The sequence below is a fragment of the Bradyrhizobium sp. WSM3983 genome (assembly GCF_000473045.1).
GTDB lineage: Bacteria > Pseudomonadota > Alphaproteobacteria > Rhizobiales > Xanthobacteraceae > Bradyrhizobium.
The window spans coordinates 373,911-391,419 of the sequence record NZ_AXAY01000003.1; the positions used below are offsets into that span (position 1 = coordinate 373,911).

Annotated in this window: 16 protein-coding genes; 11 read left to right on the forward strand and 5 right to left on the reverse strand. The window is 63.0% G+C overall.

Going from position 1 to position 17,509, the window contains the following annotated elements; translation table 11 throughout:
- Positions 1–112 precede the first annotated feature (112 nt).
- Positions 113–991 carry a hypothetical protein gene (locus YUA_RS0106975; protein ID WP_027530029.1) on the forward strand — a complete coding sequence of 293 codons (879 nt, stop codon included), beginning with the start codon at positions 113–115 and terminating at the stop codon, positions 989–991.
- A gap of 176 nt (positions 992–1,167) precedes the next feature.
- Positions 1,168–2,310 carry a DNA-processing protein DprA gene (gene dprA / locus YUA_RS0106980; protein WP_035970575.1) on the forward strand — a complete coding sequence of 381 codons (1,143 nt, stop codon included), beginning with the start codon at positions 1,168–1,170 and terminating at the stop codon, positions 2,308–2,310.
- On the opposite strand, the gene YUA_RS0106985 is transcribed toward dprA, so the two are convergent.
- Positions 2,307–2,717 carry a helix-turn-helix domain-containing protein gene (locus tag YUA_RS0106985; RefSeq protein WP_027530031.1) on the reverse strand — a complete coding sequence of 137 codons (411 nt, stop codon included), beginning with the start codon at positions 2,715–2,717 and terminating at the stop codon, positions 2,307–2,309. The two genes, dprA and YUA_RS0106985, sit on opposite strands and share 4 nt — an antisense overlap.
- Positions 2,718–2,800: 83 nt before the next feature.
- On the opposite strand from YUA_RS0106985, the gene YUA_RS0106990 reads away from it, so the two are divergent.
- Positions 2,801–3,409 carry an FMN-dependent NADH-azoreductase gene (locus tag YUA_RS0106990; protein ID WP_027530032.1) on the forward strand — a complete coding sequence of 203 codons (609 nt, stop codon included), beginning with the start codon at positions 2,801–2,803 and terminating at the stop codon, positions 3,407–3,409.
- A 57-nt stretch (positions 3,410–3,466) separates the two neighbouring features.
- Here YUA_RS0106990 and YUA_RS0106995 read toward each other — a convergent pair whose 3' ends face one another.
- Both YUA_RS0106995 and YUA_RS0107000 read right to left on the reverse strand, forming a co-directional pair.
- Complete coding sequence (locus YUA_RS0106995; RefSeq protein ID WP_027530033.1) at positions 3,467–3,649, reverse strand: hypothetical protein; 183 nt, start codon at positions 3,647–3,649, stop codon at positions 3,467–3,469.
- Positions 3,650–3,825: 176 nt separating this feature from the next.
- Entirely contained in the window at positions 3,826–4,599 is a 774-nt protein-coding gene (locus YUA_RS0107000) for a glucose 1-dehydrogenase (protein ID WP_027530034.1), read from the reverse strand.
- 121 nt (positions 4,600–4,720) lie between these two features.
- Here YUA_RS0107000 and YUA_RS0107005 point away from each other — a divergent pair, with 121 nt between their 5' ends.
- Entirely contained in the window at positions 4,721–5,206 is a 486-nt protein-coding gene (locus YUA_RS0107005; RefSeq protein ID WP_027530035.1) for a helix-turn-helix domain-containing protein, read from the forward strand.
- 179 nt (positions 5,207–5,385) lie between these two features.
- On the opposite strand, the gene YUA_RS0107010 is transcribed toward YUA_RS0107005, so the two are convergent.
- Complete coding sequence (locus YUA_RS0107010) at positions 5,386–5,625, reverse strand: hypothetical protein (protein WP_027530036.1); 240 nt, start codon at positions 5,623–5,625, stop codon at positions 5,386–5,388.
- A 225-nt stretch (positions 5,626–5,850) separates the two neighbouring features.
- Here YUA_RS0107010 and topA point away from each other — a divergent pair, with 225 nt between their 5' ends.
- The 7 genes from topA to YUA_RS0107045 all read left to right on the forward strand — a co-directional run bounded on the left by topA (position 5,851) and on the right by YUA_RS0107045 (position 16,059).
- Positions 5,851–8,592: a type I DNA topoisomerase gene (gene topA / locus YUA_RS0107015; RefSeq protein ID WP_027530037.1), complete on the forward strand. Its 2,742-nt coding sequence runs from the start codon at positions 5,851–5,853 to the stop codon at positions 8,590–8,592.
- A 7-nt stretch (positions 8,593–8,599) separates the two neighbouring features.
- Positions 8,600–10,957: a ribonuclease R gene (gene rnr / locus YUA_RS0107020; protein ID WP_027530038.1), complete on the forward strand. Its 2,358-nt coding sequence runs from the start codon at positions 8,600–8,602 to the stop codon at positions 10,955–10,957.
- Positions 10,951–11,391, forward strand: coding sequence for a DUF983 domain-containing protein (locus tag YUA_RS0107025; RefSeq protein WP_027530039.1), 441 nt, complete (start codon positions 10,951–10,953; stop codon positions 11,389–11,391). The genes rnr and YUA_RS0107025 overlap by 7 nt, the downstream gene beginning before the upstream one ends.
- A gap of 33 nt (positions 11,392–11,424) precedes the next feature.
- Positions 11,425–12,174, forward strand: coding sequence for an NUDIX domain-containing protein (locus YUA_RS0107030; protein WP_027530040.1), 750 nt, complete (start codon positions 11,425–11,427; stop codon positions 12,172–12,174).
- 159 nt (positions 12,175–12,333) lie between these two features.
- Positions 12,334–13,659: an LLM class flavin-dependent oxidoreductase gene (locus tag YUA_RS0107035; RefSeq protein ID WP_027530041.1), complete on the forward strand. Its 1,326-nt coding sequence runs from the start codon at positions 12,334–12,336 to the stop codon at positions 13,657–13,659.
- 124 nt (positions 13,660–13,783) lie between these two features.
- Positions 13,784–13,951 carry a 50S ribosomal protein L33 gene (gene rpmG / locus YUA_RS0107040; protein WP_007603295.1) on the forward strand — a complete coding sequence of 56 codons (168 nt, stop codon included), beginning with the start codon at positions 13,784–13,786 and terminating at the stop codon, positions 13,949–13,951.
- A 242-nt stretch (positions 13,952–14,193) separates the two neighbouring features.
- Entirely contained in the window at positions 14,194–16,059 is a 1,866-nt protein-coding gene (locus YUA_RS0107045) for a tetratricopeptide repeat protein (RefSeq protein WP_027530042.1), read from the forward strand.
- A gap of 323 nt (positions 16,060–16,382) precedes the next feature.
- Here the strand turns inward: YUA_RS0107045 and YUA_RS47910 are convergent, their stop codons facing one another.
- Positions 16,383–17,285, reverse strand: a complete 903-nt coding sequence (locus YUA_RS47910) for a heme-binding protein (RefSeq protein ID WP_084292196.1) — start codon at positions 17,283–17,285, stop codon at positions 16,383–16,385.
- Between the last annotated feature and the right edge of the window lie 224 nt (positions 17,286–17,509).

Here is a 17,509-nt window from a genome sequence, read left to right on the forward strand (position 1 = left end):
GAGCTATGTCTCGAACGCAACAAAAGCCAGATCATGGCCGCGAGCGGTTTTCAACCACCTATAGTTTCGAGAATCGATATCCCTAGGATAGGCTGTCCTGAGGGCGATCAGCATGGACGAGCAAACGAAAATCGGTACGGGTGCGGCAGCGGGTATCGCGCTGTTGGCACTCATCGAGCCTCATTTTTTTGAATCTCATGCCGTTTTAGTAGCGCTCCTATATGCGGTTCTCATAGGCGTGATGGTATGGGGACTAGCTCCAGCGTGCCTTAGAGCAATTCGCAAAAACCTTATGAAAGGTTTCGGTCGGATGTGGCCTCAGTACTTGATGGTCTTTTCTGCATGCGTGTTCTTCGTGGGCCTGGTTGCTTTCCTTCAAATGAACGTCCAACAGGAAGAGCATCATCCGGTTCAAAATGCAGCAAGTTCAGAAACACCAACCGTCAAGCCGGAGATCGTCTTCAAGTTCAGGAATGACGCGTTCGTCGAGACGCGCCTTGTTAAATGGGCAGACGGCACCAATGCTGGGCTGTTCGAGTCGAGGTATTACCTAATGGTGGGCAATGCCCTGGACACAGGGAAAGCCGTCAAGAACATCAAGACGAGAGTGTTTTTCCTAGGACAGGAACCATTGTTAGCCAGAGTGAAGGAATCCGGCGACACATCTACAGACATACGGCATGGCGAATGGGCATTTTTTGAGATTGGGAAGATCGTTGCCGTTGATGGTTTTCCTACCGGTGGTTTTGTCACGTTCAACGACGATGAGAAGAAGCAATATAGCTATCTAAAGTCTGACCATCCGAGGCACTTTGAGGTTTCCACCGCAACGGGTGTTAAAGCATACGGCATTTATCATAACCCCGACGCCCCTGATCCTGATTGGCCCATGTCCGTGGTTGTGACTGCCGACGATGCAATTTCGCTTCAGTTGCGTGTGAAGCTGGATTTGGGAGGTAAGACACCCGTGCGGTTCGAAGAGACCAGATAGTCAAACTTCCGCTAGCTAAGTTGGCCTTCCTCATTTCAGCGTTGAGCAAGGCAGCAGCCCACCGGCCCCTGTTCGTCCTCCGCGGCGCCTGAGGGTATCGCGAATTCCGATCGCTTCTGGCCGCGACAATGTCGCCTAAGCGCACGACCCTGTTGCTCACGCCCTCAGGTTGTTCCATGCTGCCCCCACCAGGAGACGCCGTGGACGCCATCAATCGAAACGTGGAGCTGACCGAAACTGAGCGGGTCGACCGCCTGCGGCTGATCCGCTCCGACAATGTCGGGCCGCGCACCTTTCGTTCGCTGGTCGATCATTTTGGCGGCGCGCGCGCCGCGCTGGAGCGGCTGCCCGATCTGGCGCGCCGTGGCGGCGCGTCGCGATCCGGGCGCATTTGCAGTGTGGATGAGGCTAAGGCCGAGCTCGCGGCGAGCCGCAAGTTCGGCATCGCCTGGCTTGCGCCCGGCGAGGACGGCTATCCGGATCGGCTGGCAACGCTCGACGATGCACCGCCACTGCTCGCGGTGCGTGGTGACAACGCGACGTTGATGCGGCCGATGATCGCGATCGTCGGCTCGCGCAACGCCTCCGGCGCTGGCCTGAAATTCGCCGGCCAGCTCGCGCGCGAGCTTGGCGAAGCCGGCTTTATCATCATCTCCGGGCTCGCACGCGGCGTCGATCAGGCCGCGCATCGCGCCAGCGTCGAAACGGGCACGGTCGCCGTGCTCGCCGGCGGACATGACTGCATCTATCCGTCCGAACATGGCGATCTGCTCACCGCTATCCTCGATCATTCGGGCGCTGCGATCTCCGAGATGCCGCTCGGCCACGAGCCGCGCGCCCGCGACTTTCCCCGCCGCAACCGGCTGATCTCGGGCGCCGCGCTCGGCGTGGTCGTGGTGGAAGCGGCGCACCGTTCGGGCTCGCTGATCACCGCGCGCATGGCGGCCGAACAGGGCCGCGAAGTGTTCGCGGTCCCCGGCTCGCCGCTCGATCCGCGCGCTGCCGGCACCAATGATCTGCTCAAGCAGGGCGCAACGCTGGTCACCGAGGCGGCCGACGTCGTCAACGCGGTCGCACCGATCATGGAGCGCCCGGTCATGCATCCGGCCAGCGAACCCGACAGCGAGCCTTTTGAAAGCGATCCGCAAGGACATGATCGCGACCAGATCACTCGTCTCCTCGGGCCTGTCCCGATCTCGATCGACGACCTCGTGCGCATGTCCGGCGCCTCGCCCGCGATCGTGCGCACGGTGCTGCTGGAACTGGAGCTCGCGGGGCGACTCGAACGTCACGGCGGCGGGCTGGTGTCGCTGCTTTAAGAGCCGTTGCGCTCGTCGAAGCGCGTGCGTGCAGCCGCGATCTGCTCCTGATGCGTGATCGCCCACTCGCCGAGCGCTTTCACAGGCTCCTGCAACCCGCGACCGAGATCCGTCAGCTCGTAATCGACGCGCGGCGGAATGGTCGGGAAGATCGTCCGCGTGACGAGACCGTCGCGCTCGAGCCCGCGCAAGGTCAGGGTCAGCATCCGCTGCGAGATGCCGTTGATCATGCGCTTCAGCTCGTTGAAGCGCTTGGGTCCGTCGCTCAGCATCATGATGACGAACACGCTCCATTTGTCGCCGACGCGCGACAGGATCGAAGCCACGCCACGGCAGTCGGCATGGTCGGGGTCCGGCACCCGCGGTGCAGGCAAATCGGTGTGTGCAGGTCTCAAAGATGTGCCCATGGCTCAAAAAAGTGCGTTCTTGCGGGGAATTTGACGGTCACTCATGTAGTGCGGGTTACAAATCTATACCATAGGTGACCCAAATGAAACTCCTCCATATCGACTCCAGCGTGCTCGGCCCCCACTCTGTCTCCAGGCAGGTGTCCGCCGCCATCGTCGACCGGTTACGGCAGGCCACGCCCTCGCTCGACATCGTCTACCGCGACCTGACCCAGACCCCGCTCGCCCACCTCTCCGGCTCGCATCTTGCGGCAGCCCAGGGCGCGCCTGCGCCCGCGGAACTCGCACCCGATCTCGCGGCGAGCGCGGCAGTGCTGAACGAGTTCCTCGATGCCGACGTCGTCGTGATCGGCGCGCCCATGTACAATTTTACGATTCCGAGCCAGCTCAAGGCCTGGATCGATCGCGTCCTCATTGCGGGGAAGACTTTCAAATATGGAGCGGCCGGGCCCGAGGGACTCGCCGGCGGCAAGCGCGTGATCGTGGCGATTTCACGCGGTGGCTATTACGGCGCCGAGACGCCGTATGCGGCTGGAGAACACCTCGAGACCTATTTGCGCTGGGTGTTCGGCTTCATAGGAATCACGAGCCTCGAATTCATCCCCGCCGACGGCATCCAGATCGGCCCGAACCATCGCGAGAAGGCGCTCGCTGGCGCGCTTGAGGCGGCAACGAGCCTTCGCGCGGCCTGACAGCACGCCGACGACAGCCGCTGCCGGACTCCGGCGGCGGCTGAAAGATCGACAAAGCTAAAACCAGCCGCCCTGCACGCCGAAGATCACGGCAGCGAGCGAAATGAGCAGGCCGATGCCGGAAAAGATGGCAACCCCGATGAACTCCGACGTGTCGGAGCGTTTGGCGGGAATAGCGGAACGTTCGGTGTAAATACGCGGTGCTGAAATGGGAGAATAAATGCGGGCTGCTTTCGGCATAACGGACTCCTTTTAAAAATGAGTCTTTTGACCCCTGCCCGTAGAAGAGTCTTTGCAACACACGCGAAGGTTCAACGCATCACGCAAGCTTCAGAAAATACAGCTCGCAAGACGTGGGAACCGGCCAGCGCAACCGCATCCAGCGCGCCGGCCGATTCAATTTTCACATCATTCGATCAACCGCGATAGATCGGCGCGCCGCTCGGAGACGCAACGGCGCCGCCATCAACGAAGATCTCCTGGCCCTGGATGTGCGCGGCATCGTCCGACGCAAGGAACAGCACCGTCTTCGAGATGTGATCTGGTTCACCAATGCGCCCGAGCGGCGTCGACAGCCCGATGCGCTTCTCGAACGCCTTCTCCGCTTCGGGCGTCGCGATCGCCGCGCCCCAGATCGGCGTGCGGATCGCACCCGGCGCGACCACGTTGACGCGGATGCCGCGCGGCGACAGTTCCGAGGCCATGATCCGCGCCATCGCCCGCACGCCGGCCTTCGCCGCTCCGTAAGCTGAATAGCCGGGAATGCCGAGCACGGAGATCACCGAACCGTTGAGGATGATCGAGGCGTTGTCGTTGAGATAAGGCAGCGCCGACTGCACCGTGAAGAACACGCCGGTGAGATTGGTGCTGATCACCTTCTCGAAGGTCTCGAGCGTCGCCGAGCCGAGCGGCGTGCTGCCGGGAATGCCGGCATTGGCAAACACGATGTCGAGCTTGCCGAACTTTTCGGTGCCCTTCTTGATCGCGGCCTCGGTCGCTGCGATGTCGGTGGCGTCGGCCGCAACCGCGAGTGCGTTCGGGCCGAGTTCCTTCGCGGCGGCTTCCAGCGTCTCCTTGTTACGTCCGGTGATGATCACCTTGGCGCCCTCGGCTACGAACAGCTTTGCCGTTGCCAGTCCAATGCCGCTATTGCCGCCGGTAATCAGTGCCGTCTTGTTCTTCAGCCTCATGCTCGCCTCCAGTAGTTGCATAATGAAACTCGATTGCCATGTAGGCCAAATGGTTTTATAATGCAACCACACGAGAGCGTGATCGTCCGCTGGATGCGGCAGGCGCGACGGGACCTGGACCATGGTGAAGCGAACGAGTTTTGAGGGCGATGCCTGCCCGGTCGCGCGAGCGCTCGAGGCGCTCGGCGACTGGTGGTCGCTGTTGATCATCCGCGAGGCGCTGCTCGGCGTGCGGCGCTTCGGCGAATTTCAGAACAAGCTCGGCATGGCCAAGAACATTTTGGCCACGCGACTACGCGCGCTGGTCGATCACGGCATTCTGACGACAGCCCCTGCCTCCGACGGCAGCGCCTACCAGGAGTACGTGCTGACGCCGAAGGGCCGCGGCACCTTTCCAATCCTGGTGGCGCTGCGGCAATGGAGCGAGGAGTTCGACGATTATCCCGAGGAGATCGAGACGATCCTGGTCGATCGCGCCAAAGGCCGCCCGATCCGGAAGATCGAGCTGCGCGCGGAGGACGGACGGTTGCTGACCCTCGCCGACACGACGTTGAAGCCGCGGCCAGCGCCGCGGCGGCGATCGGCCTCAGCGCGCTCAAACCTGTAACCGTCATCCTGAGGTGCTCGTCCTGCGACGCAGGGCGAGCCTCGAAGGGCGACGGCCCCGCTGCATCTCGGCCGTTCATCCTTCGAGGCTCCCGGCACGATGCTCCGCATCGCGCCACTCGCGCCTCAGGATGACGGTTCGAATAGCGGCGCACTCAGGTCTCACGCCATCCCGATCCCTCACGACAGCTTGCGTTTGCTCCGCAGCCGCAAATGCTCGTCGGCCTCGAGCTTGGTCATCCCTAAGAGATAATGCAGCACGTCGAGCTTGTGGCGCTCGGCGAGCTTGCGCAATGCGCCCACCTGCTCGGCGATGAAGGCCGCGGCTTCATCGACCCCGCCCTCCCCCGGTTCCTCGTTGCGCGAGCCTCGCCGCACGCCTGATGCGGCGCGCTTCCGTTTCTTTCCTGGCTTTGCCACCAGCCCCACCGAATCCATGCCCCGCGGAAACATTACGCTGACACCGGCCACAACTCCAAGGTGGTATTTCGCAACTTTCTCGATATGAAACTTTTCCCATTCTGCGGGCTTTCAACACCCCTCGATTTGACAGCGAGGGCCTCACCACCCATGTTCGGGACGAAACGGCCGACCCGAATCTTGTCGATTTCGGCCTAATATTTCCCCGTAAGTTACTGGAACTACATGAATATCGTCATTGTGGAGTCGCCGGCGAAAGCCAAGACGATCAACAAGTATTTGGGCTCGTCCTACGAGGTTCTGGCCTCGTTCGGCCATGTCCGGGACTTGCCGGCGAAGAACGGTTCCGTCGATCCCGACGCCAATTTCAAGATGATCTGGGAGATCGATCCCAAGGCGGCCGGCCGGCTCAACGACATTGCCAAGTCCCTGAAGGGCGCCGACCGCCTGATTCTGGCAACCGACCCTGATCGCGAGGGCGAAGCTATCTCCTGGCACGTTTTGGAGGTCTTGAAAGAGAAGCGCGCGCTAAAGGATCAGAAGATCGAGCGCGTGGTGTTCAACGCCATCACCAAGCAGGCCGTCACAGACGCGATGAAGCATCCGCGCCAGATCGACGGCGCGCTGGTCGACGCCTATATGGCACGCCGGGCGCTCGACTATCTGGTCGGCTTCACCCTCTCCCCCGTGCTGTGGCGCAAGCTGCCGGGCGCCCGCTCGGCCGGCCGTGTGCAGTCGGTGGCGCTGCGGCTCGTCTGCGACCGCGAGCTCGAGATCGAGAAATTCGTCGCCCGCGAATATTGGTCGCTGATCGCGACCCTGCTGACGCCGCGCGGCGATGCCTTCGAGGCGCGCCTGGTCGGTGCCGACGGCAAGAAGATCCAGCGTCTCGACATCGGCAGCGGCGCCGAAGCCGAAGACTTCAAGAAGGCGCTGGAAACGGCCGCCTACGCCGTCACTGCGGTCGATGCGAAGCCGGCCCGGCGCAATCCGCAGGCGCCCTTCACCACCTCGACCTTGCAGCAGGAAGCCAGCCGCAAATACGGCTTTGCGCCGGCGCACACCATGCGCATCGCGCAGCGCCTTTATGAAGGCATCGACATCGGCGGCGAGACCACTGGACTCATTACTTATATGCGTACCGACGGCGTGCAGATCGATCCGTCCGCGATCACGCAGGCCCGCAAGGTGATCGGCGAGGATTACGGCAACGCCTACGTGCCGGATGCGCCGCGCCAGTACCAGGCCAAGGCCAAGAACGCGCAGGAAGCGCACGAAGCGATCCGCCCGACCGACATGTCGCGCCGCCCCGACAGCATGAGCCGCAAGCTCGATGCCGACCAGGCGCGGCTCTATGAACTGATCTGGAAACGCACCATTGCGAGCCAGATGGAATCGGCCGAGCTCGAGCGCACCACCGTCGACATCACGGCGAAGGCGGGTGCCCGCACGCTGGAGCTCCGCGCCACCGGCCAGGTCGTCAAGTTCGACGGTTTCCTCGCGCTCTACCAGGAAGGCCGCGACGACGAGGAGGACGAGGATTCGCGCCGGCTGCCCGCGATGAGCCCGAACGACGCGCTGAAGCGGCAGTCGCTCTCCGTCACCCAGCATTTCACCGAGCCGCCGCCGCGCTTCTCGGAGGCGTCGCTGGTCAAACGCATGGAAGAGCTCGGCATCGGCCGGCCCTCGACCTATGCCTCGATCCTCCAGGTCCTGAAGGACCGCGGCTACGTCAAGCTGGAGAAGAAGCGCCTGCACGGCGAGGACAAGGGCCGCGTCGTGGTCGCCTTCCTCGAAAGCTTCTTCAACCGCTACGTTGAATACGACTTCACGGCCAATCTGGAGGAGCAGCTCGACCGCATCTCCAACAACGAGATCTCCTGGCAGCAGGTGCTGAAGGATTTCTGGATCGGCTTCATCAGTGCCGTCGACGAGATCAAGGATCTGCGCGTCGCCCAGGTGCTCGACGTGCTCGACGAGATGCTGGGACAGCACATCTATCCGCCCCGCGCCGATGGCGGCGACATCAGGCAGTGCCCGAGCTGCGGCAACGGCCGGCTCAATCTCAAGGCCGGCAAGTTCGGCGCCTTCGTCGGCTGCTCGAACTATCCGGAGTGCCGCTATACCCGTCAGCTCGCCGCCGACAGCGAGACCACCGCCGATCGTTCGCTCGGCCAGGACCCTGATACGGGTCGCGATGTCTGGGTCAAGGCCGGCCGCTTCGGTCCCTACATCCAGCTCGGCGAGCAGAAGGATTATGAGGAAGGCGAGAAGCCGAAGCGCGCAGGCATCCCGAAGGGCGCCTCGCCTGGCGATGTCGAGCTCGAGCTTGCGCTGAAACTGCTGTCGCTGCCGCGCGAGATCGGCAAGCATCCGGAGACCGGTGAGCCGATCACCGCGGGTCTCGGCCGCTTCGGGCCGTTCGTCAAGCACGAGAAGACCTATGCCAGCCTCGAGGCCGGCGACGAAGTGTTCGACATTGGCCTCAATCGCGCGGTCACGCTGATTGCCGAAAAGGTTGCAAAGGGCCCGAGCCGCCGCTTCGGCGTCGACCCCGGCAAGGCGATCGGCGATCATCCGACGCTCGGCACCGTCACCGTGAAGGGCGGCCGCTACGGCGCCTATGTCACGGCTGGCGGCGTCAACGCGACGATCCCGAGCGACATCGAGAAAGACGCCATCACGCTGCCGCAGGCGATCGCGCTGATCGACGAGCGCGCGGCCAAGGGCGGCGGCAAGAAGCCGAAGAAGGCGGCAAAGCCGGCCAAGGCCAAGAAGACTACGGCGAAGGCCGCGGACGGCGACGACGCCGCGCCGAAGAAGAAACCGGCCGCGAAGAAGGCGGCCAAACCCAAATCTGAATCCACCAGCAAGGCGCGCGCAGGCGTGGCGTCGACGGCGAAGACGTCGCCGACCAAGGCAGCCGCGACCAAAACCCCGGCCAAGAAGAGTGCCGGCACCAATTAGAGGTTAAGTGAAACGCAAGAATGACCATGGCTTTCCCGACAGGAGCGCCATTGTCGCCTTCATCAAGGCACATCCAGGAAAGGTCGGGACCCGCGAGATCGCACGCGAGTTCGGCCTGAAGAACGCCGATCGCATCGAGCTCAAGCGCCTGCTGCGCGAGCTCGCCGACGACGGCACCATCAAGAAAAAGCGCCATACGGTTTCAGAACCGGACAGCCTGCCAACGACGCTGGTCGCCGACATCACCGGTCGCGACACAGACGGCGAGCTGATCGCCTCCCCGACTGAATGGGACGAGGTCGAAGGCGGCGAGCCGCCCAAAATCCTCATCGCAATGCCGCGCCGGCCGAAGCCCGGCACCGCAGCCGGCGTCGGCGATCGCGCGCTGCTGCGCGTCGAGCCGACCAACGAGAGCGAAGGTCCGGCCTATCGCGGTCACATCATCAAGGTCTTCGACAAGACCAAGAGCCGCATCCTCGGCGTCTTCCGCAGCCTGCCCGAAGGCGGCGGACGGCTGATCCCGGTCGACAAGAGGTCCGCCGACCGCGAGCTGAACATCGCCTCGGCCGACACGAAGGGCGCGCAGGACGGCGACCTCGTCAGCGTCGACATCGTCCGCACCCGCAGCTTTGGGCTGGCCTCAGGACGCGTGAAAGAGAAGCTCGGCTCGGTCAAATCGGAGAAGGCGATCAGCCTGATCGCGATCTACGCCCACGACATTCCCTTGCAATTCTCCTCCGCCGCCGAGCGCGAGGCGGGGGCCGCAGAGCCTGCCAACCTGAAAGGGCGCGAGGACTGGCGCGATGTCCCGCTCGTCACCATCGATCCGCCGGATGCGAAGGATCACGACGACGCAGTGCATGCGCAGCCCGACCCCGATCCGAACAACAAGGGCGGCTTCATCGTCGACGTCGCGATCGCGGATGTGAGCTTCTACGTGCGGCCGGGCACCGCGCTCGACCATAACGCGCTTGATCGCGGCAACTCGGTCTACTTCCCTGACCGCGTCGTGCCGATGCTGCCCGAGCGGATCTCCAACAATCTCTGCTCGCTGGTGCCGGGCGAGCCGCGCGGCGCACTCGCGGTGCGGATGATCATCGCCCCTGATGGCCGCAAGCGTTCGCACAGCTTTCACCGCATCCTGATGCGTTCGGCCGCCAAGCTGAATTATGCGCAGGCGCAGGCCGCAATCGACGGCCGGCCCGACGACACCACCGGCCCCTTGCTCGATCCGATCCTCAAACCCCTTTATGCGGCTTACGCCTGCGTCAAGCGCGCACGCGACGAGCGCGATCCGCTCAATCTCGATCTGCCCGAGCGTAAGATCCTCCTGAAGAGCGACGGCACCGTCGATCGCGTCGTCGTGCCCGAGCGTCTCGATGCGCACAAGCTGATCGAGGAGTTCATGATCCTCGCGAACGTCGCGGCGGCCGAGATGCTGGAGAAGAAATCGCTCCCGCTGATCTACCGCGTGCATGACGAACCGACGCTGGAGAAGGTTCACGCGCTCGCGGAATTCTTGCAAACGCTGGACGTCCCCTTCGCGAAAGGCGGCGCGCTTCGCCCTGCTCTCTTCAACCGCGTCCTGGCACAGCTCGAAGGCCACGACCACTTCCCGCTGGTGAGCGAAGTCGTGCTGCGCGCCCAGGCGCAGGCCGAATACTCCTCGGAGAATTATGGGCACTTCGGCCTGAATTTGCGCCGCTACGCGCATTTCACCTCGCCGATCCGCCGCTATGCCGACCTCGTCGTGCACCGCGCGCTGGTCCGCGCGCTTGGGCTTGGCGAAGGCGCCCTGCCCGACAGCGAGACGCCGGAGAGCCTCGGCGAGGTCGCCGCGCATATCTCGGTAACCGAGCGGCGCGCAATGAAGGCGGAGCGCGAAACCGTCGACCGCCTGATCGCCCATCACCTCGCCGACCGCATCGGCGCGAGCTTCCAAGGCCGCGTCTCCGGCGTCACGCGCGCCGGGCTCTTTGTCAAACTCGCTGAAACGGGCGCCGACGGATTGATCCCGATCCGATCCCTTGGCACGGAATATTTCAACTATGACGAGGGCCGCCATGCGCTGGTCGGCACGCGCAGCCGCACCATGTACCAGCTCGGCGATATCGTTGACGTCCGTCTGATCGAGGCAGCCCCCATCGCAGGCGCGCTTCGTTTTGAGCTGCTGTCGTCATCCAGCGAGACTGCACCCCGCGACCGCAGGCAAGCTGGTCCGCAGCGCCGCCCCTCGTTCAAGGCGCATCCCGGACGCAGCCCGGATAAAAAACGCAAGCCGCCGAAGCCAAAATCCGGCAAGGCGAAGAAGGGCAAGGGAAAGAACAAGGGAAAGGGCGGGGGACAGAAGGGCAAGGCATGGTAACGACGCACACTGCCCCAAAGATCTGGACGCGCGAGACCGGCCTCGTCGAGAAGCGCGACGTCTGGGCTGCGATGAAGCGCGGTTTTCGCGGGCGTTGCCCGCGCTGCGGGCAAGGAAAACTGTTCCGCGCCTTCCTGAAGACGGCGGACAATTGCTCGTCCTGCGCCCTCGACTTCACGCCGCATCGCGCCGACGATCTGCCCGCCTATCTCGTGATTGTCATCGTCGGGCACATCGTGGTGCCCACGATCCTCTGGATCGAAACCAACTACACCACGCCAGTCTGGTTCAGCTTTGCCGCCTACCTGCCCTTCACCTTCTTCGCCTCGCTCGGGCTATTGCAGCCGGTCAAGGGAGCTGTGGTCGGCTTGCAATGGGCTCTGCGCATGCACGGGTTTGACGAGACCCCGCCGGATGGTATTCCGCCCGTGTAAGCAAAATAAGCAAAAAGCAGTTTGGGTGAGGATATGACGGATACGGCGCAGACGGCTGAGAAAGCCAAGGTGCACGAGGAGAAGGAAGCCGATCACCATCCCTATTTCCGTCCCCGGGATGCGGCGACACTGATCCTGGTCGATCGCAGCGGCTCCGTTCCAAAGGTCCTGGTCGGCAAGCGCCACGACAAGGTGGTGTTCATGCCCGGAAAATTCGTCTTCCCCGGCGGCCGCGTCGACAAGGACGATTATCGCGTGCCGGTCGCGGCCCCCATCACCACGGAATTAGAGGCCAATCTCGCCAAGGGCAGCCCGAAAACCCCGGCCTCGCGCGCGAAATCGCTGGCGATTGCCGCGATCCGCGAGGCCTGCGAGGAGACCGGTCTCTGCCTCGGACGCAAGTCTGAGGGCAAAGCCAAGCTCGAAGGGCCTTGGAAGCCGTTTGCGGACGCAGGCCTGCTGCCCGATCCCTCCAGCCTGTACCTCATCGCGCGCGCGATCACCCCGCCCGGTCGCGTCAAGCGCTTCGACACGCGCTTCTTCACGGCGGATGCCTCCGCAATCACCCATCACGTCGAGGGTGTGATCCATGCCGATGCGGAGCTGGTCGAGCTGGTCTGGGTCGAGCTCGGCTCAAAACCGCTCGCCGATCTGCATCCCATGACACGGAATGTGCTCAACGAGCTTCACACGCGCCTTGCCACCGGCCCGCTACGCCATGACGCGCCAGTGCCGTTCTTCCATTTCTACGCCGGCAAGATGCAGAAGGATATTTTGAGCTGATCGGTCATTCCGGGCTCCCGCTACGCGCGCCCCGGAATGACGGGATTGTGCTGAGCGGGCACCGAAAAACAAAAGAATCTTCCCGCCGCCCCCAATGGCGGAGTTCCCCGGCGTGCCTATGTCTTGCCCCAACGACACCAGAACGGGATTTAGGGCGCGATGTCACAACGGCAACTCAAGCTTGGCGCGTTCATGCGCCCTGTCAGCATCCACACCGGCGCCTGGCGCTATCCCGGGGCCTGGCCCGACGCCAACTTCAATTTTGGCCACATCAAGCAACTGATCAGGAAGCTCGAGGCCGGCAAGTTCGACGCGTTCTTCATGGCCGATCACCTCGCCGTGCTGAACATGCCGGTCAATGCGCTCAAGCGCAGCCACACCGTGACCTCGTTCGAGCCGTTCACGCTGCTGTCGGCACTCTCCGCCGTCACCGAGCGCATCGGCCTGATCGCGACCGGATCGACCACGTTCGACGAGCCCTATCACGTCGCCCGGCGCTTTGCCTCGCTCGACCATCTCAGCGGCGGCCGTGCGGGCTGGAACATCGTCACCACCTCGAACCCGGATGCCGCGCTGAATTTCGGCCTCGACGACCACCTGGAGCATGCCGAGCGCTACAAACGCGCCCGCGAATTCTACGACGTCGTCACCGGCCTCTGGGACTCCTTCGCCGATGACGCCTTCGTGCGCGACGTCGACAGCGGCCTGTTCTTCGATCCCGCGAAGATGCATGTGCTCGACCACAACGGCAAATTTCTGAAGGTGCGCGGCCCCCTCAACATCGCCCGCCCCGTCCAGGGCTGGCCGCTGATCGTGCAGGCCGGCGCATCGGAAGACGGCAAGCAGCTCGCGGCCGAAACGGCGGAAGCTGTGTTCACCGGCGGCGGCAGCCTCGCCGACGGGCAAAAGCTCTACGCCGACATCAAGGGCCGCATGGAAAAGATCGGCCGCAATCCCGAGCACCTGAAAATCCTGCCCGGCGCCTTTGTCGTGGTCGGCGACAGCGTCGATGAGGCCAAGGAGAAGCGCGCTCTGCTCGACAGCCGTGTGCACTACGACAGCGCCATCGCTTCGCTCTCGGTCATCCTCGGCACCGACGCCTCCGGTTTCGATCCGGATGGACAACTGCCGGAGATTCCGGAGACCAACGCCAGCAAGAGCGGCCGGCAGCGCATGGTCGACCTCGCCAAGCGCGACAAGCTCACTGTGCGCCAGCTCGCCCAGCGCGTCGGCGGTTACGGCGGGCTGTCCTTCGTCGGCACGGCGAAAACCATCGCCGACCAGATGGAGGAGTGGCTGGTCGGCCGCGGCTCCGACGGCTTCAACATCATGTTCCCGTTCCTGCCCGCCGGCCTCGACGATTTCGTCGACAAGGTCGTCCCGGAGCTGCAGCGGCGCGGGATTTTCCGGAAAGAGTATGAAGGGGCCACTTTGAGGGAAAATCTGGGCCTGCCGCGGCCGAAGAATCGGTTCTTCGAGGCGTAATGGGCCCGATTTGGGTAGTTTTCCGGCCCAAAAACCTTGACATCAGGCGGTTTCTGGCTAGGTTGCCGGCCAACGCGGGCCGTTTGGCCGGCTCCAGATTCCCCAATATTCTGAGGTTCAGAACATGGCCAAAGCGGTCACCATCAAGGTCAAGCTCGTGTCCTCGGCTGACACCGGCTTCTACTACGTCGCCAAGAAGAATTCGCGCACCATGACCGACAAGCTGGTCAAGAAGAAGTACGATCCCGTGGCGCGCAAGCACGTCGAATTCCGCGAAGCCAAGATCAAGTAAGATCGGCGAAGGCGTTGAAGAGTTTTACGGGGTCCTTTCGGGCCCCGTTCTATTTTGTGGTGCCCGTCTCGTCCGGGGCACGCGAGCGGGGTTGACCCGCGGTCATTGGCGACGAGCCATCAGCTTCGCGAAATCCTGCCATGGTTAGAAGGGGCAGCCTCGCTGGCTTCAAATTTGCGAGACTGCAGCCACTTCCACCGCTCTAAGTCATCGATCCGGAGCGCGACAATTTCCAGCCGTTCATGAATCGCAGAGAGCGCCGGATCGCGGCCACACAATCCGGAAAAGCGACGCCGGCGGCGCTTTGTCAGGCGGGCTTCACGCATCTTCAATCGGGACGACTTGCCGAGGCCGAGCTGTGCTGCCAGCAGGCGCTGACTCTGGACGAGCAGCACCCGGATGCCCTCCATTTGCTGGGCGTGCTTTGTTTTCACGCGCAGCAGCCCGACGCCGCCGTGGAATGGATCGGGCGCGCAGTCCGGCAGCTACCGAAGGCCGAATATCTCCTGAGCCTCGCCATGGTGCTGGAGCGGCAGGGCCGGCTCGAGGACGCACGGCAACATTACAGCCGGGCCTTGAGCCTCAAACTGGAGGATGCGGGCCTCTGGAATCACCTCGGCAACCTCCTCTGGCAACTCGCGCGCAAGGACGAGGCCGCGCTGCACTTGCAGCAGGCGCTGAAGCTGAATCCGCAATATTGGGAGGCCGCGCATAATTGCGGCATGCTGCTGCTCGAACTCGGCCGGCATGCGGAAGCCGTAAAATGCTTCGACATCGCGGAGAAGCTGACTCCAGCTTCCGCAGCCCTGTACCAAATGCGCGCCGTCTGCCTCTCGGCTGTGAACCGGTTCGAGGAAGCGGAGGCCGACTACGAAAAATCCATCGCGCTGGATCCGAGTCTCGCGGAAACGCACAACAATCTCGGCCTGCTGCATTGGCGATTTGGCCGACTGGAGCAGGCCTTTGCCTGCTTCGATCGGGCGCTGGCCCTTCGACCTGATTTTCATGCCGTGCTCAACAACAAGGCCGTGGTCTTGTTGCATCTGCAATTGCTGGATGAAGCGTTCGCGACCCTGCACAGATCGCTGGCGGCCGCCCCCAACGATGCGCAGACGCTGTTCTATCTGGCCACGCTTCAGCTCTTGACCGGCGACTTCGAGCGCGGCTGGCGCGCGCGCGAGGCGCGTTGGCGGCTTCCCTCCGTCGGTCTGGTCGATCGCGGCTTTTCGCAAGCCCTTTGGCGTGGCGACCAGCCGATTGAAGGCAAGACCATCTTGCTTCACTCCGACGAAGGACTGGGCGATGCGATCCAGTTCGCCCGCTACGTGCCGATGGTGGCCGCGCTCGGCGCCCGGGTGATCCTCGAGGTCGAGCCTCCGATCCAGCAGCTTTTGGGTGGCATCAAAGGAGTCGCAGATTGTGTCGGCCGATCGTCAACGCCGGCTTTCGACCTGCACTGCCCGCTTGGAACGCTGCCACTCGCGTTCAGGACACGCATCGATACAATCCCGCTCGCAGAGGGATACGTTCCTGCGCCGCCGGCGTCGCGCGTGAAGGCGTGGCAAGAACGGCTTGAACACCGGCTTGAACACCGGCTTGGTCCTCGCACCCGCTTCCGCGTCGGTCTGGTCTGGGCGGGCAATCCGGATCACAAGAACGATCACAATCGATCGATGGCGCTACGCACGCTTGCGCCGCTGTTGGATTGCGATGTCCAGTTCGTCTCCTTGCAAAAAGGCGTCCGGGATCAGGACCGCGCCTTCCTCGCAGAACGTTCCGACATTGTCGACCTCACGCACCATCTGACGGATTTCAGCGAAACAGCGGCGCTGATCTCCTGTCTCGACCTGGTGATCTCGGTCGACACCAGCGTCGCCCACCTCGCCGGCGCGCTCGGCGCTCCCGTCTGGACGCTGGTGCCCTTCAACCCGGACTGGCGCTGGCTGCTCAACCGCGATGACAGCCCGTGGTATCGGTCGATGCGGCTGTTCAGGCAAGCAAAGCGAGGCGACTGGGCCAGCGTGGTGGACGACGCTCGCGTCGAACTCGAGAGGCAAATCGCCGCGTGGCGGGCAAGGCAAGATCAGGCTTCGCTCCTGCCTGTGTAATCCCCCCGGCTCCGCACGTGTCTCGGCTTTTGCGCGATGCTCACAAAGAAGATCACCTTGCGACACCTCGCCTGGGGTCTCACCATCTCTAGCGCAATATTCAACGCTGTCGCACTGCCGGTGCTGTCTTGCACGACGCCATCGGACTGCGCCTTCCGCTGCCCGTTCGGTGAAGGCGAACGTCGCGGCGTCTAGCAGCCAGCTCTACGCCGCCCGCAACACAGGCGCCGGCGGCTGCGACCAGCGGCCGACGCCCAACAAGAGGAAGCCCACGAAGCAATGCGCTCGGAGAAGTAACGCGGTGTCCTCCGAGCGCAGCGGCTTCATTTCACGGCCGGGAGGCCTGCTACGGCTGAAGGAGTCGGATTGTTGAGGCATTTGGGATGGCCGAAGCCGCTTGCGCTTTGGCCGACGCCGCCCTGACCAGTAGGAGCCTGTCCGGTCCCGCCGGTTCCGTCGGCATTCGCCGTGATGTCGAATATGATGTTGTCTGGGTGGTTCGCGTCAGCGACTCCCTGAACCCCTTGAAACTCATCGAACCCAAGAGCGTGACGAGTCCGCCACGCGACCATATGATCGGTGCACGAAGTGTCGCCACTGACACCCAGACCACCCACTCTCTGTCCAGCCTTGTAGAGTGCAAGGCCGCCGCCGAATACGTTCACGCCACCAATTCGTTTTCCGACCATCGGATCAACGTTCGTACCGAAGGCTTGGCTGTTGACCGGAGTCGGATTGAAACTTGCTGGAGTGACGCCCCCAAACCCGGGCTGATTGCCATAAGCAACGCCGGTGTCCACAGGGTTGCTATGCTGTAGGCCGTAGAGGCTGCCGCCAGGTTGAACGGCCGAGAACAAGTTGGCCGTCGACAATGCAAGACCGGCTGGGAATGCGCTGCCGGCGGGAGTGGCGTTATGGCCAAGGCTAAAATCATTCGCAGTATTTGCTTTCTGGGCGGAAATCGCGCGGCTGCCAAGCCATTGGGCGGTGAATTGGCTGCCGGAGAATGCAACCGCGCAAACCGTACCATCGCGGTCAATGATCGTGCCCCACATGTGAAAGCCAAGCCCGCCATTTGGGCCATTCGTCGGCGTAAGAGATCCGACCAAAGCGGATCGAAGCTGCGATAGATTGGGCAAGGATCCACAGTCCGCCATGGCGGGACCGGCAAGCAGCGCGGCGAGGACACTGACGGAACACGAAAGCAGATGTCGCTGAACAAACATTGGCTACTCCTCTGCAAATTACACGTGACTTGAAATTGTATGGTGGGAGCCCCCTCAATTTCGTCTGGAAGTCAGACCGTAGGTTCACGCCCCGACAGGTGTTTTGTGTGTCAACACCTCTTACGTGTCATGCAATTTTGATCTTCGCCTCACGCGAAGCGTGCCCAAACACAACTTTCGCGTCTGCATGAATCCGCGTGAACTCAGAGCATTCGTAGGCTTAG